We start from the raw sequence: 13,898 nt of genomic DNA, 5'->3' as shown, positions 1-13,898 counted from the left end.
GCACAATGCCTGGAATCACTCGAAGCTTGCAGCTTGAAGCCAAAGAGAGATTCGCCCATGGCCCGCCTCCCCACCGCGATAAACCTGCACAAAGCCTCCAAGACCCTCACCCTCACCTACGCCCCCGGCGAGGTCTACCACCTGCCCGCCGAGTTCCTGCGCGTGCACTCCCCCTCCGCCGAGGTCCAGGGCCACGGCAATCCCATCCTGCAATTTGGCAAGATCAACGTCGGCCTCAACGGCCTGGAGCCGGCCGGTCAATATGCACTGAAACTGACCTTCGACGACGGCCATGACTCCGGATTGTTCACCTGGGAGTACCTCGAGCAGCTGTGCCTGCGCCAGGAGCAGCTGTGGGCCGAGTACCTCGACGAATTGCACAAGGCCGGCAAATCCCGCGACCCGTCCGAATCGGTAGTGAAATTGATGCTCTAGCTCAAGGCTCGCAGGCTTTAGAGCGCATTTTCTAATCTCATCTGCTTGAATGCCTTGATGACTGCCAAAGATTGGCTGTCTTGCGCATTACACGAAAGTCGGGTAACCAATGGAGCTGGCAAGTTCCCTGCATTGCCTTGATGGCAGGCAGGGCCAGGCCGGTATGTAGAGGTCGCGAGCGAAAGCAGGTTGTCTTCACACGCAGAAACCCACGCAGCTCATCATCGGCACGCATCCGGTCGCAGCACCGCTGTTCCTTATCACTGGTCACCCGAGTAGCAGTACCGGGCTGTCACAGCACGCCGGTACTCGTCTCAGGACAACGGAGCGTCGTAGATGAGTAACAAGAACAACGATGAGTTGCAGCGGCAGGCCTCGGAAAACACCTTGGGGCTGAACCCGGTCATCGGCATTCGCCGCAAGGATCTGCTGACGTCAGCGCGCACGGTACTGCGCCAGGCGCTACGCCAACCCCTGCACAGCGCCAAGCACGTGGCGCATTTCGGCCTTGAGCTGAAGAACGTGCTGCTGGGCAAGTCGGCCCTGCAGCCCGAGGGCGACGACCGTCGCTTCGCCGACCCGGCATGGAGCAAGAACCCCCTGTACCGCCGCTACCTGCAGACCTACCTGGCCTGGCGCAAGGAGCTCAACGACTGGATCGGCGAAAGCGACCTGTCGCCCCAGGACATCAGCCGCGGGCAGTTCGTCATCAACCTGGTGACCGAGGCCATGGCCCCCACCAACACCCTCTCCAACCCCGCCGCGGTCAAGCGCTTCTTCGAGACCGGCGGCAAGAGCCTGCTCGACGGGTTGTCCAACCTGGCCAAGGACATCGTCAACAACGGCGGCATGCCCAGCCAGGTGAACATGGAGGCCTTCGAGGTCGGCAAGAACCTCGGCACCAGCGAAGGCTCGGTGGTGTACCGCAACGATGTGCTGGAACTGATCCAGTACAGCCCCATCACCGAACAGGTGCACAGCCGTCCGCTGCTGGTGGTGCCGCCACAGATCAACAAGTTCTACGTGTTCGACCTGAGCCCGGAAAAGAGCCTGGCGCGCTTCTGCCTGCGCTCCCAGCAGCAGACCTTCATCGTCAGCTGGCGCAATCCGACCAAGGCCCAGCGCGAGTGGGGCCTGTCGACCTACATCGACGCGCTCAAGGAGGCGGTCGACGCGGTGCTGGCAATTACCGGCAGCAAGGATCTGAACATGCTTGGCGCCTGCTCCGGTGGCATCACCTGCACCGCGCTGGTGGGCCACTACGCCGCGCTCGGCGAGAAGAAGGTCAATGCCTTGACCTTGCTGGTGAGTGTGCTCGACACCACCGTCGACACCCAGGTCGCATTGTTCGTCGACGAGCAGACCCTGGAGGCGGCCAAGCGCCACTCCTACCAGGCCGGGGTGCTCGAAGGCAGCGACATGGCCAAGGTGTTCGCCTGGATGCGCCCCAACGACCTGATCTGGAACTACTGGGTCAACAACTACCTGCTCGGCAACGAGCCACCAGTGTTCGACATCCTGTTCTGGAACAACGACACCACCCGCCTGCCGGCCGCCTTCCACGGCGACCTGATCGAGATGTTCAAGAACAACCCGCTGACCCGCTCCGACGCCCTCGAAGTGTGCGGCACCGCCATCGACCTGAAGAAGGTCGACTGCGACATCTACAGCGTCGCCGGCACCGCCGACCACATCACCCCGTGGCAGTCATGCTACCGCTCGGCGCACCTGTTCGGCGGCAAGATCGAGTTCGTGCTGTCCAACAGCGGCCATATCCAGAGCATCCTCAATCCGCCGGGCAACCCCAAGGCACGCTTCATGACCGGCGAAGACCGCCCGGACGACCCGGTGGCCTGGCAGGAAAATGCGATCAAGCATGCCGACTCCTGGTGGCTGCACTGGCAGACCTGGCTGGGCGAGCGCGCCGGCGAACTCAAGAAGGCGCCTACAAAGCTGGGTAACCGCACCTATACCGCAGGCGAGGCCGCACCGGGAACATACGTGCACGAGCGTTGAACCGAACCGCCGCGATGGGCCTGTCGGTGCATCGCGGCGCTACCTTCACCACAGAGTCACGCGCATGCCGCAACCGTACATCTTCAGGACCGTCGAGCTGGACGAGCAGTCCATCCGCACCGCGGTCCGCCCGGGCAAGCCACACCTGACGCCGTTGCTGATCTTCAATGGCATCGGCGCCAACCTCGAACTGGTGTTCCCGTTCATCGAGGCGCTGGACCCGGACCTGGAGGTCATCGCCTTCGACGTGCCCGGGGTCGGCGGCTCGTCTACGCCCCGCCACCCCTACCGTTTCCCCGGCCTGGCCAAGCTGACCGCGCGTATGCTCGACTACCTGGATTACGGCCAGGTCAATGTCATCGGCGTGTCCTGGGGCGGCGCCCTGGCCCAGCAGTTCGCCCACGACTACCCCGAGCGCTGCAAGAAGCTGGTGCTGGCCGCCACGGCCGCCGGCGCGGTGATGGTGCCGGGCAAGCCCAAGGTGCTGTGGATGATGGCCAGCCCGCGGCGCTACGTGCAGCCCTCCCATGTGATCCGCATCGCCCCGCTGATCTACGGCGGCGGCTTCCGACGCGACCCGGACCTGGCCATGCACCACGCCTCCAAGGTCCGCTCGGGTGGCAAGCTGGGCTACTACTGGCAACTGTTCGCCGGGCTCGGCTGGACCAGCATCCACTGGCTGCACAAGATCCACCAGCCCACCCTGGTGCTGGCCGGCGACGACGATCCGTTGATCCCCCTGATCAACATGCGCCTGCTGGCCTGGCGAATTCCCAATGCCCAGCTACACATAATCGACGACGGCCACCTGTTCCTGATCACCCGGGCCGAGGCCGTCGCGCCGATCATCATGAAATTCCTCGAGCAGGAACGCCAACGCGCGGTCATGCACCCCCGGCCTGCGGCAAGGGGGTAGGAAGGCTTTTTATTGCGTCAGCACGGGCTTTTTGCGGCCACACCCTGCGCCAAACAGGTGCGGGCCTGTTCGCGACGAGGCCAACGCGGAAATGGATCTGACGAAGGAGTGTTGGCATGAAGGACAAACCGGCCAGAGGGATGACACCGGTCCCCGCCACGAGCATGAACGTGCAGAACGCCATAACCGGCCTGCGCGGTCGCGACCTGATTTCTACCCTGCGCCAGGTCGGCCGGATCGGCCTGCGCAACCCGCTGCACACCGCCCACCATCTGCTGAGTCTGGGCGGCCAGCTGGGTCGCGTGCTGATCGGCGACAGCTCCTATCAGCCCCACCCCCGCGATACGCGCTTCAGCGATCCGACCTGGAGCCAGAACCCGTTCTACCGTCGCGGCCTGCAGGCCTACCTGGCCTGGCAGAAGCAAACCCGTCTGTGGATCGAGGAAAGCAGCCTGGCCGACGATGATCGCGCCCGGGCGCAGTTCCTGTTCAACCTGGTCAGCGACGCCTTCGCGCCCAGCAACTCGCTGCTCAACCCGCTGGCGGTCAAGGAGCTGTTCAACACCGGCGGCCTGAGCCTGCTGCGTGGCGTCAGCCATCTGCTTGACGACCTGCGCCATAACGACGGCCTGCCGCGCCAGGTGGACGAACGTGCCTTCGAAGTCGGCGGCAACCTCGCCGCCAGCCCTGGTGCGGTGGTGTTTCGCAACGAGCTGCTGGAGCTGATCCAGTACAAGCCCATGAGCGAGAAACAGTACGCCCGGCCGCTGCTGGTCATACCGCCGCAGATCAACAAGTTCTACATCTTCGACCTGAGCCCGACCAACAGCTTCGTCCAGTACATGCTCAAGCAGGGCCTGCAGGTGTTCATGGTCAGCTGGCGCAACCCCGATCCGCGTCACCGCGAATGGGGCCTGTCCAGTTACGTACAGGCCGTGGAAGAAGCACTCAATGCCTGTCGCAGCATCAGCGGCAGCCGCGATCCCAACCTGATGGGCGCCTGTGCCGGCGGCCTGACCATGGCCGCGTTGCAGGGCCACCTGCACGCCAAGAAGCAACTGCGCAAGGTGCGCAGCGCCACCTACCTGGTGAGCCTGCTCGACAGCCAGTTCGACAGCCCCGCCAGCCTGTTCGCCGACGAGCAGACCATCGAGGCGGCCAAGCGCCGCTCGTACCAGCGCGGCGTGCTCGACGGCGGCGAAGTGGCGCGGATCTTCGCCTGGATGCGCCCCAATGACCTGATCTGGAACTATTGGGTCAACAACTACCTGATGGGCAAGACCCCGCCGGCGTTCGACATCCTCTACTGGAACGCCGACAACACCCGCCTGCCTGCCGCCCTGCACGGCGACCTGCTGGACTTCTTCAAGCTCAACCCGCTGACCTTCCCCGAGGGGCTGGAGGTGTGCGGCACGCCGATCGATCTCAAGCAAGTCGGGCTGGACAGTTTCACCGTGGCCGGCAGCAACGACCATATCACCCCGTGGGACGCGGTCTACCGCTCAGCCCTGCTGCTCGGCGGCGATCGGCGTTTCATCCTGGCCAATAGCGGCCATATCCAGAGCATCATCAACCCGCCCGGCAACCCCAAGGCCTACTACCTGGAGAACCCCAAGCTTTCCAGCGACCCACGGGCCTGGTTCCACGACGCCCAGCGCCGAGACGGCAGCTGGTGGCCGCTGTGGCTGGAATGGATCACCGAGCGCTCCGGCACGCTGAAGACGCCCCGCGAGGAGCTGGGCAACGCCACCTATCCACCGCTGGGCCCCGCGCCAGGCAGCTACGTATTGGCGCGCTGACCGGATGAAGACCCGCGACCGTATCCTCGAATGTGCCTTGCAGCTGTTCAACCGCCAGGGCGAGCCGAACGTCTCGACCCTGGAGATCGCCAACGAACTGGGGATCAGCCCCGGCAACCTGTACTACCACTTCCACGGCAAGGAGCCGCTGGTGATCGGCCTGTTCGAGCGCTTCGAAGAGGAGTTGATGCCACTGCTCGACCCACCCCTGGACGTACGCCTGGACGCCGAGGACTACTGGCTGTTCCTGCACCTGATCGTCGAGCGCATGGCCCAGTACCGTTTTCTGTTCCAGGACCTGTCCAACCTCACCGGGCGCCTGCCCAAGCTGGCACGGGGCATGCGCAGCCTGATCAACGCCCTCAAACGCACCCTGGCCGCGTTGCTGGCCAGCCTCAAGGGGCAGGGCCAGGTAACCAGTGAGACCCAAGCGCTGGGGCAATTGGTGGAGCAGATCACCCTGACCCTGATTTGCTCGCTGGACTACCAGCGAGTACTGGGGCGCGAGGGCGACGTGGGGGTGGTGGTGTACCAGGTGATGATGCTGGTGGCGCCGCATCTGCAGGCACCGGCGCGCAGGGCGGCGGAGCAGTTGGCGATGCGGTATCTGGAGGGGTAGGCGCGTCAGATCAGCGTTGAGGCTTTCGCGGGTGAACCCGCTCCCACAGGACTGCGAAAAGCCTGTGGGAGCGGGTTCACCCGCGAAATGGGCGACGCGGTGTCAGGCCTGGGTGGCCGCGGTCACCGGTGCCGATGGGGTGCTGCTGGCCGGGGCCGCGCTCGGGGCCGGAGCCGCGGTGGCGGCGGGCGCCGGAGTTGCCGGCTTGGCTGCCACAGGCTTGGCCGGGGCGGCTTTTTTCACAGCCGGTTTCTTGGCAGCAGTGGGTTTGGCCGCTGGCTTGGCTGCCGGTTTGGCCGCCGCGCTTTTCGCCGCAGGCTTGGCCGCCGGTTTTGCCGCGGCGGTCTTGGCCGCAGGCTTGGCTGCCGCCTTGGCCAGGGGTTTGGCTGCGGTCTTGCCGGCACTGGCCTTGGAGATCGGGGTCACCGACGCGCCGGTCAGTTTCTCGATCTGCTTGGTCAGCGAGTCAACCTGCTGGTGCAGGGCCTTGATCTCATTGCGGCTGGGCACGCCCAGGCGCGAGATGGCGCTGTTCAGGCGCTTGTCGAAGGCCTCTTCCAGCTCGCTCCACTTGCCCAGCGCACGGTCCTTGACGCCCGATACCCGCGAGTTGGTCGACGACTTGGCGCTTTCGGCCACGTCTTCGGCGGTTTTCTTCGCCTGTTTCTCGGCCTTTTCGCCATCCTTCACCAGCGAATCGAACAGCTTCGGACCATCCTGGTCGACCTTGGAGTAGATACCCAGGCCAGCCAACCAGATCTTGCGGGAGTACTTCTCGATTCCGCCGATCCAGGAACTGCCTTCTTTCTCGGTGTTCTTCTTGCCAGCCATCCTGCTCTCCTTATGGTTTGTGCGCGACGCGCTCGAGCAGCTCGTGCAGCTGTTCAAGCTTGATGGACAACGCCTCAACGTCATGTTTAGACGGAATGCCGAGGCGATTCAAGGCGCGACCGACACGGGCGTCGAAGGCTTTCTCGATTTTGTCCAGTTGGACCTCGACCTTGCCGCGTACCCGGCTGACTTCCTGGGTGGCTTCGTCGAGATGGCCGTTGGCCGCTTCGAGCTCCTTGCCCAGGCGCTTCTTGCCGCGTTTCTCGACGCCTTCGCCGGCCTTCACCAGCTCCTTGAAGTAGTCGGAACCTTCCTGGCCGACGCGGGCGTAGGCACCGATGCCCGCCAGCCAGATCTTGCGGGCGTAGCCGCGCACCTCGCCCAGGGTACTGCCTTGGGCGTCGTCTTTCTGCTTGAGATTCACTTTGGCCATGCTCTGCACCTCATGCTCGTTCTAAGGGAGGGAGGAACTGCCCTGGGAGGCAGGGCTTGAGCGTGAAGGTAGGCGGAAAAATTAGAATCCTCACCCTAAGGTGGGGTCATGCAGCGTTTGCGTGGAGCGGGCTTGCCCCGCGATAGCGCCAGCCCGGGCAATCGCTATCGCGGGGCAAGCCCGCTCCCACGATACCTGCTCCCACAAGGCCCGCGCCCGCAAACAGCAAGGAGCGCGCAGTGTCAGGCCAGCGCCTTGTCCAGCGCCCGCTCGATCTCGCCCTTGATGCTGCCACTCATCATCGACAGCATCATGCCCAGCTTCAGCTCGACGCGGATGGTGTCCTCGCCAATGTGCACGCTGCCGTTGGCGCCGCTGCGCGTCACATCGACGCGGTCGCCGTTCCAGGTGGCCTTGAGGTCGTATTCGCGGGTCAGCTTGTCGACCAGCGCCTCGGCCTTGGCACGGGCGGCGTCACGGCCGAGGGAGTGTTTGCGTTCGACGCTGATCTGGGTCATGCGGGTGATCCTGGATATGAAGACATAATCACCATTATGCCCGCCCCCTCTGCATGACACACCCCGCCAAGACAAATCCGCCCGCAGCCCCTAGAATGGCCGTAATTTTTTTCTGGTGAAGCGATATGACCGACCAGCGCAAAGGCGACCACGCCGAACCCACTACCCACTTCGGCTACCAGGACGTGCCCGAGAGCCAGAAGGCGAAGAAAGTCGCCGAGGTGTTCCACTCGGTGGCCGCCAAGTACGACCTGATGAACGACGTGCTGTCCGGCGGCATGCACCGCCTGTGGAAGCGCTTCACCATCGAGCTGTCCGGCGTGCGCAGCGGCAACCGGGTGCTGGACATCGCCGGTGGCACCGGCGACCTGGCGGCCAAGTTCTCGCGCCTGGTCGGCCCGACCGGCCAGGTGGTGCTGGCCGACATCAACGATTCGATGCTCAAGGTCGGCCGTGACCGCCTGCTCGACCGCGGCGTGGCCGGCAATATCGAGTTCGTCCAGGCCGACGCCGAAAAGCTGCCGTTCCCGGACAATCACTTCGACTGCGTGACCATCGCCTTCGGCCTGCGCAACGTGACCCACAAGGACGAGGCCATCCGCTCCATGCTGCGGGTGCTCAAGCCCGGCGGCCGGCTGTTGATCCTGGAGTTCTCCAAGCCGACCAACAAGCTGATGTCCAAGGCCTACGACGCCTACTCGTTCGCCTTCATGCCACTGGCCGGCAAGCTGATCACCAACGACTCGGAAAGCTACCGTTACCTCGCCGAGTCGATCCGCATGCACCCCGATCAGGAAACGCTCAAGAGCATGATGGTCGAGGCCGGCTTCGACCGCGTCACCTACCACAACATGACCAGCGGCATCGTCGCCGTGCACCGGGGGATCAAACCCTGATGCTCCTGGCCGGCCTGCTCGCCAGCGCCGAGCACGGGCTCAACCGTGTCCTGCGCCTGGACAGCACCGCCCTCCCGCGCCTGGCGGCGCTGGAAGGCCGGGTGATCGAGATCGACTGCGTGCAGCCGGCCCTGAAGCTGTTCGTGCTGCCCGACGAGGAAGGCCTGATGCTCGCCGCCCACTGGGAGGGCGAGGTCGACTGCACCCTGCGCGCCCCCGCCGGGCGCCTGGCGCAGCTGGCCCTGGCCAGGGACAAGACCGCCGTGCTGCACAGCCCCCAGGTCGAACTGCATGGCGACAGCGCCGTGCTGCTCGACCTGTTCGGCATCCTGCAGGACCTGGAGCTGGACTGGGAATACGAGCTGCAGCGCTGGCTGGGCCCGGTGCCCACCGCACTGATCGCCGGGCACCTGCGCCTGCGCGCACGCTGGACCCGCCAGGGCCTGGCCCGCTTCGGCGAGAACCTCTCCGAGTACCTGGCCGAGGAATCCCGCACCCTGGTCGGCAAACGCGAAGCCGAAGCGGCGTTCAGCGAACTCGATGCGCTGAAGGTCGATATCGAACGTCTCGAGGCGCGCCTGCGCCGCCTCGCCCACACTCTTGATACCAGCGATAACGCATGAAGCTGCTCGCCGTCCGCCGTCTGTTGCGCATCCAGCGCGTCGTGATCCGCTACCGCCTCGATGACCTGCTGTTCGAACAGCCCCTGCTGCCCTGGTGGCTGGCCAGCCTGCGCCTGCTGATGCCCTGGCGCTGGCTGCCGCGCAAGCCCCTGGAACTGAGCCGCGGCGCGCGCCTGCGCCTGGCACTGCAGGACCTGGGGCCGATCTTCATCAAGTTCGGCCAGTTGCTCTCCACCCGCCGCGACCTGCTGCCTACCGACATCGCCGACGAGCTGATGCTGCTGCAGGACCGGGTGCCGCCGTTCGACCCGCGGCACGCCGTGGCGCTGATCGAGGAACAGCTCGGGGCGAAGGTGGGCGAGGTGTTCAGCCGCTTCGACGTCGAGCCGCTGGCCTCGGCCTCGGTAGCCCAGGTTCACGCCGCGCGCCTGAAGAGCGGCGAGGAAGTGGTGGTCAAGGTGGTACGCCCAGGCCTCAAGCCGATCATCGCCCAGGACCTGGCCTGGCTGTTCCTGATCGCCAAGGCCGCCGAACGCGCCTCGGCAGACGCCCGCCGCCTGCACCCTGTGGAAATCGTCGGCGACTACGAAAAGACCATCTACGACGAGCTTGACCTGCTGCGCGAGGCGGCCAACGCCAGCCAGCTGCGACGCAACTTCGAAGGCTCCGAGCTGATGTACGTGCCCCAGGTGTACTGGGACTTCTGCCGGCCCAAGGTGCTGGTAATGGAGCGCATCTATGGCGTGCCGGTCACCGACATGGCCACCCTGGCCGACCAGCGCACCGACATGAAGATGCTCGCCGAACGCGGCGTCGAGGTGTTCTTCACCCAGGTGTTCCGCGACAGCTTCTTCCACGCCGACATGCACCCGGGCAACATTTTCGTCAGCACGGTCAAGCCTTGGAGCCCGCAGTACATTGCCATCGACTGCGGCATCGTCGGCAGCCTCACGTCCGAGGACCAGGACTACCTGGCCCGCAACCTGATCGCCTTCTTCAAGCGCGACTACCGTCGCGTGGCCCAGTTGCACATCGATTCGGGCTGGGTGCCGGCGCAGACCAAGGTCAACGAGTTCGAGGCGGCGATCCGCACCGTGTGCGAGCCGATCTTCGAAAAACCCTTGAAGGACATCTCCTTCGGCCAGGTGCTGATGCGCCTGTTCCAGACCGCCCGGCGCTTCAACATGGAGGTCCAGCCACAGCTGGTACTGCTGCAAAAGACCCTGCTCAACATTGAAGGCCTGGGCCGTCAGCTGTACCCCGACCTCGACCTGTGGAGCACCGCCAAGCCGTTCCTCGAGCGCTGGATGCGCGAGCGCATGAGCCCCAAGGCTGTGATCGGCAACCTGTACAGCCAGGCCGAGCAACTGCCGCACCTGGCCGACATGACCCGCGACCTGCTCGAGCGCCTGTCGCAACCGCATCTGCACGACGCGCAACTGCCCGAACGGCGCCGCGCCGGCGACAACTGGGCGCTGCGCCTGCTCGGCGCCGGCCTGCTCGGTGGCGGCGCCACCCTGGCCGCCGGTGCCGCCAGCCTCAGCGCCCCGGCCGCCTGGCCCGCGTGGCTGATGCTGGCCGCCGGCCTGTACCTGATCGTGCGCCGATAGCCAGCCGCGCCGCCGGCTGGCACACTAACGCACAGGGGCCCGGTACGGGAGCGGGCCCGGTTTGGAGTCGACGATGAAAGACTGGCTGGACGAGATCAAGTGGAACAGCGATGGCCTGGTGCCGGCGATCGCCCAGGACCACAAGACCGGGCGCGTGCTGATGATGGCCTGGATGAACCGTGAATCCCTCGCCCTGACCGCCGCCGAGCATCGCGCCATCTACTGGTCGCGCTCGCGGGGCAAGCTGTGGCGCAAGGGCGAAGAGTCGGGCCATGTGCAGAAACTGCATGAAATGCGCCTGGACTGCGACGCCGACGTGATCATCCTGATGGTCGAGCAACTGGGCCATATCGCCTGCCATACCGGCCGCGAAAGCTGCTTCTACCGCGTCTTCGAGGACGGCCAGTGGAAAACCGTCGACCCGGTCCTGAAGGATCCGGACGCCATCTACAGCGCAGGACACTGACATGAGCGACACCCTGAACCGCCTCGCCGAGGTGCTGGAAGAACGCAAGCACGCGGCGCCGGACAGCAGCTACGTGGCCAGCCTGTATCACAAGGGCCTGAACAAGATCCTCGAGAAGCTCGGCGAAGAGTCCATCGAGACCATCATCGCCGCCAAGGATGCCGCCGCCAGCAAGGATTACAGCGATGTCATCTATGAAACCGCAGACCTGTGGTTTCATAGCCTGGTCATGCTCAGCGCGCTGGGCCAGCATCCGCAGGCGGTGCTTGACGAGCTGGAGCGTCGGTTCGGGCTTTCCGGGCATGACGAGAAGGCTGCGCGTCAGCCTTCTGCCTGAGATTTCAATTCCCCTGTGGGAGCGGGTTCACCCGCGAACCAGGCGCCGCGGTACATGGCAAGGGCTTCGCCCTTGTTCGCGGGTAAACCCGCTCCCACAGGGTCCTGCAAACCCTCTGGAAGCCAGTTCGGCTCCCGCCGACAGACACACATTTTCAGGAGCTTGAAATGGGCATTTTTGACTGGAAACACTGGATCGTCCTGCTGGTCGTCGTGGTGCTGGTGTTCGGCACCAAGAAACTGAAGAACTTCGGCAGCGACCTGGGCGAGTCGATCAAGGGCTTTCGCAAGGCCATGAACGAAGAAGAAACCAAGCCCGCCGAACAGACCCCGCCGCCGGCCCAGCCGGTTCCGCCGGTGCAGAACACCGCCCAGCAAGCCCAGGGCCACACCATCGAGGGCCAGGCGCAGCCGGTCCAAGAGCCGCAGCGGAAAGACTGACCCATGTTCGGCATCAGTTTCAGCGAGCTGCTGCTCGTCGGCCTGGTCGCCCTGCTGGTGCTCGGCCCCGAGCGCCTGCCGGGAGCCGCGCGCACTGCGGGCCTGTGGATCGGCCGCCTCAAGCGCAGCTTCAACGCGATCAAGATGGAAGTCGAGCGCGAGATCGGCGCCGACGACATCCGCCGCCAGTTGCACAACGAGCACATCCTGCAGATGGAGCAGGAGGCCAAGCGTATCCTCAATCCACTGACGCCCCCGGCGCAGCCGCCGGCCAGCACTGAAACGCCCGCCACACCCGCCGTCGAAGCCGCCCCCGCGCAGCCGACCGCGGCGCCACCCTCCGAGCCGCCCCAACCGCCACGAGCCCCATGAGCGAGAATCCGGAACATGACCAGCCGATGCCGCTGGTCTCGCACCTGACCGAGCTGCGCACCCGCCTGCTGCGCTGCGTTGCCGCCATCTTCCTGATCTTCGCCGGGCTGTTCTCCTTCGCCCAGCAGATCTACACCCTGGTCTCGGCGCCGCTGCGCGCGCACCTGCCGGCCAACGCGACGATGATCGCCACCGACGTGGCCTCGCCGTTCCTGACGCCGTTCAAGCTGACCATGATCGTCTCGCTGTTCCTGGCGATCCCGTTCATCCTGCAGCAGATCTGGGGCTTCATCGCCCCGGGCCTGTACCGCCACGAAAAGCGCATCGCCATCCCGCTGCTGGTATCGAGCATCTTCCTGTTCTATGCCGGCATGGCCTTCGCCTACTTCCTGGTGTTCCCGCTGATCTTCGGCTTCTTCGCCAGCGCTACCCCCGAGGGCGTGTCGATGATGACCGACATTTCCAGCTACCTCGACTTCGTCATGACTCTGTTCTTCGCCTTCGGCGTCGCCTTCGAGATTCCGGTGGCGGTGGTGCTGCTGGTGTGGATCGGCGTGGTCGACGTGCAGTACCTGAAGAAGATCCGCCCGTACGTGATCATCGGCTGCTTCGTGGTCGGCATGATCCTCACCCCGCCGGACATCTTCTCCCAGACCCTGCTGGCCGTGCCCATGTGGATGCTGTTCGAGGTCGGCGTGCTGTGCGGCAGCCTGATCCGCAAACGTAGCCACGAGCCGGACGAAGCGAACAACGACCACAACGACCAGCCGCCTGCGACCCAACCGTGAACCTGTTGCTTCTTGAAGAGGCCGACTTCGTGTCGGCCGACCGTGTCGTCCTGGCCGATCGCCGCTTCACCCACATGCAGGAGATCCACCGCGTGGCGGTGGGCGACAGCCTGCGCGTCGGGCGCATCGGCGGCCTGATGGGCAAGGCCGAGGTCATCCGCCTTGAGGGCCATGAGGCCGAACTGCGGGTGGCCTTCGACCAGCCGCCGCCGGCCAAGCTGCCACTGACCCTGGTGCTGGCCGTGCCACGACCGAAGATGCTGCGTCGGCTGTTCCAGACGGTCGCCACCTTGGGCGTGCCGCGGCTGATCCTGGTCAACAGCTACAAGGTCGAGAAGAGCTTCTGGCAGACGCCGTTCCTCCAGCCCGAGACCATCCGCGAAAACCTTGTTCTCGGCCTGGAGCAGGCACGTGACACCGTGCTGCCGGAAGTGATCATCGAGAAGCGCTTCAAGCCCTTCGTCGAAGACCGCCTGCCCGCCATTGCCGAAGGCACCCTGGGCCTGGTCGGCCATCCCGGCCCCTACCCTGCCTGCCCCCGCGCCGTGGAAGGTGCGGTGACCCTGGCGATCGGCCCCGAAGGCGGCTGGATCCCCTACGAGGTCGAGCTGCTCGGCAAGGCCGGGCTGGCCCCGGTGCAGCTGGGTGATCGCATCCTGCGGGTGGAAACGGCAGTCACCGCCCTGCTCTCTCGAATTTTCTGACGCAGAGGTCAGGTTTTTACCATCAAGTTTCCCTGTCCCCCGCCGATGGCCTGTGCAACAGAACAATAATCCGCACTGCCACGCGCCGGGGAGTC

The 13,898-nt window shown here is 65.1% G+C and carries 17 protein-coding genes; 14 read left to right on the top strand and 3 right to left on the bottom strand.

Annotated elements, in window-relative coordinates; translation table 11 throughout:
* Positions 1-57 precede the first annotated feature (57 nt).
* The 5 genes from DMX06_RS03695 (at position 58) to DMX06_RS03675 (ending at position 5,785) form a co-directional block, all read left to right on the top strand.
* On the top strand, positions 58-435 hold the full coding sequence (locus tag DMX06_RS03695; protein ID WP_110734715.1) for a gamma-butyrobetaine hydroxylase-like domain-containing protein: 378 nt from the start codon (positions 58-60) through the stop codon (positions 433-435).
* A gap of 336 nt (positions 436-771) precedes the next feature.
* Complete coding sequence (gene phaC / locus DMX06_RS03690; RefSeq protein WP_110734713.1) at positions 772-2,451, top strand: class II poly(R)-hydroxyalkanoic acid synthase; 1,680 nt, start codon at positions 772-774, stop codon at positions 2,449-2,451.
* 64 nt (positions 2,452-2,515) lie between these two features.
* Complete coding sequence (gene phaZ / locus DMX06_RS03685) at positions 2,516-3,367, top strand: poly(3-hydroxyalkanoate) depolymerase (protein ID WP_110605347.1); 852 nt, start codon at positions 2,516-2,518, stop codon at positions 3,365-3,367.
* Between the two features lie 116 nt (positions 3,368-3,483).
* On the top strand, positions 3,484-5,166 hold the full coding sequence (gene phaC, locus DMX06_RS03680) for a class II poly(R)-hydroxyalkanoic acid synthase (protein WP_110734711.1): 1,683 nt from the start codon (positions 3,484-3,486) through the stop codon (positions 5,164-5,166).
* A gap of 4 nt (positions 5,167-5,170) precedes the next feature.
* Positions 5,171-5,785: a TetR/AcrR family transcriptional regulator gene (locus DMX06_RS03675; protein ID WP_110734710.1), complete on the top strand. Its 615-nt coding sequence runs from the start codon at positions 5,171-5,173 to the stop codon at positions 5,783-5,785.
* Positions 5,786-5,887: 102 nt separating this feature from the next.
* Here the strand turns inward: DMX06_RS03675 and DMX06_RS03670 are convergent, their stop codons facing one another.
* The 3 genes from DMX06_RS03670 to DMX06_RS03660 form a co-directional block, all read right to left on the bottom strand.
* On the bottom strand, positions 5,888-6,616 hold the full coding sequence (locus DMX06_RS03670; RefSeq protein ID WP_110734709.1) for a phasin family protein: 729 nt from the start codon (positions 6,614-6,616) through the stop codon (positions 5,888-5,890).
* Between the two features lie 10 nt (positions 6,617-6,626).
* Positions 6,627-7,049 carry a phasin family protein gene (locus DMX06_RS03665; protein ID WP_110734707.1) on the bottom strand — a complete coding sequence of 141 codons (423 nt, stop codon included), beginning with the start codon at positions 7,047-7,049 and terminating at the stop codon, positions 6,627-6,629.
* A gap of 242 nt (positions 7,050-7,291) precedes the next feature.
* On the bottom strand, positions 7,292-7,567 hold the full coding sequence (locus DMX06_RS03660; protein WP_110734705.1) for a polyhydroxyalkanoic acid system family protein: 276 nt from the start codon (positions 7,565-7,567) through the stop codon (positions 7,292-7,294).
* 125 nt (positions 7,568-7,692) lie between these two features.
* Here DMX06_RS03660 and ubiE point away from each other — a divergent pair, with 125 nt between their 5' ends.
* From ubiE to DMX06_RS03610, 9 genes are all read left to right on the top strand, one after another.
* Positions 7,693-8,463 (top strand): bifunctional demethylmenaquinone methyltransferase/2-methoxy-6-polyprenyl-1,4-benzoquinol methylase UbiE, encoded by a 771-nt coding sequence (gene ubiE, locus DMX06_RS03655; RefSeq protein WP_050707258.1) that lies wholly within the window; start codon positions 7,693-7,695, stop codon positions 8,461-8,463.
* Positions 8,463-9,086: a ubiquinone biosynthesis accessory factor UbiJ gene (locus DMX06_RS03650; RefSeq protein WP_110734703.1), complete on the top strand. Its 624-nt coding sequence runs from the start codon at positions 8,463-8,465 to the stop codon at positions 9,084-9,086. Before ubiE ends, DMX06_RS03650 begins: the two co-directional genes overlap by 1 nt.
* Positions 9,083-10,696 carry a ubiquinone biosynthesis regulatory protein kinase UbiB gene (ubiB, locus tag DMX06_RS03645; protein ID WP_110734701.1) on the top strand — a complete coding sequence of 538 codons (1,614 nt, stop codon included), beginning with the start codon at positions 9,083-9,085 and terminating at the stop codon, positions 10,694-10,696. Before DMX06_RS03650 ends, ubiB begins: the two co-directional genes overlap by 4 nt.
* 73 nt (positions 10,697-10,769) lie before the next feature.
* Entirely contained in the window at positions 10,770-11,162 is a 393-nt protein-coding gene (hisI, locus tag DMX06_RS03640; RefSeq protein ID WP_050707261.1) for a phosphoribosyl-AMP cyclohydrolase, read from the top strand.
* A 1-nt stretch (position 11,163) separates the two neighbouring features.
* Complete coding sequence (locus DMX06_RS03635; protein WP_050707262.1) at positions 11,164-11,499, top strand: phosphoribosyl-ATP diphosphatase; 336 nt, start codon at positions 11,164-11,166, stop codon at positions 11,497-11,499.
* A gap of 167 nt (positions 11,500-11,666) precedes the next feature.
* Positions 11,667-11,939 carry a twin-arginine translocase TatA/TatE family subunit gene (locus tag DMX06_RS03625; protein WP_028688374.1) on the top strand — a complete coding sequence of 91 codons (273 nt, stop codon included), beginning with the start codon at positions 11,667-11,669 and terminating at the stop codon, positions 11,937-11,939.
* Positions 11,940-11,942: 3 nt separating this feature from the next.
* On the top strand, positions 11,943-12,311 hold the full coding sequence (gene tatB, locus DMX06_RS03620) for a Sec-independent protein translocase protein TatB (RefSeq protein WP_110734696.1): 369 nt from the start codon (positions 11,943-11,945) through the stop codon (positions 12,309-12,311).
* Positions 12,308-13,099: a twin-arginine translocase subunit TatC gene (tatC, locus tag DMX06_RS03615; protein ID WP_110734694.1), complete on the top strand. Its 792-nt coding sequence runs from the start codon at positions 12,308-12,310 to the stop codon at positions 13,097-13,099. The genes tatB and tatC overlap by 4 nt, the downstream gene beginning before the upstream one ends.
* Positions 13,096-13,803 (top strand): 16S rRNA (uracil(1498)-N(3))-methyltransferase, encoded by a 708-nt coding sequence (locus DMX06_RS03610; RefSeq protein ID WP_110734692.1) that lies wholly within the window; start codon positions 13,096-13,098, stop codon positions 13,801-13,803. The genes tatC and DMX06_RS03610 overlap by 4 nt, the downstream gene beginning before the upstream one ends.
* The last annotated feature ends 95 nt before the right edge of the window (positions 13,804-13,898 follow it).

It is taken from the genome of Pseudomonas mosselii, assembly GCF_003205295.1.
Classification (GTDB): Bacteria; Pseudomonadota; Gammaproteobacteria; order Pseudomonadales; family Pseudomonadaceae; genus Aquipseudomonas; species Aquipseudomonas mosselii_B.
This window is presented reverse-complemented; position numbering and strand designations above follow the sequence as displayed.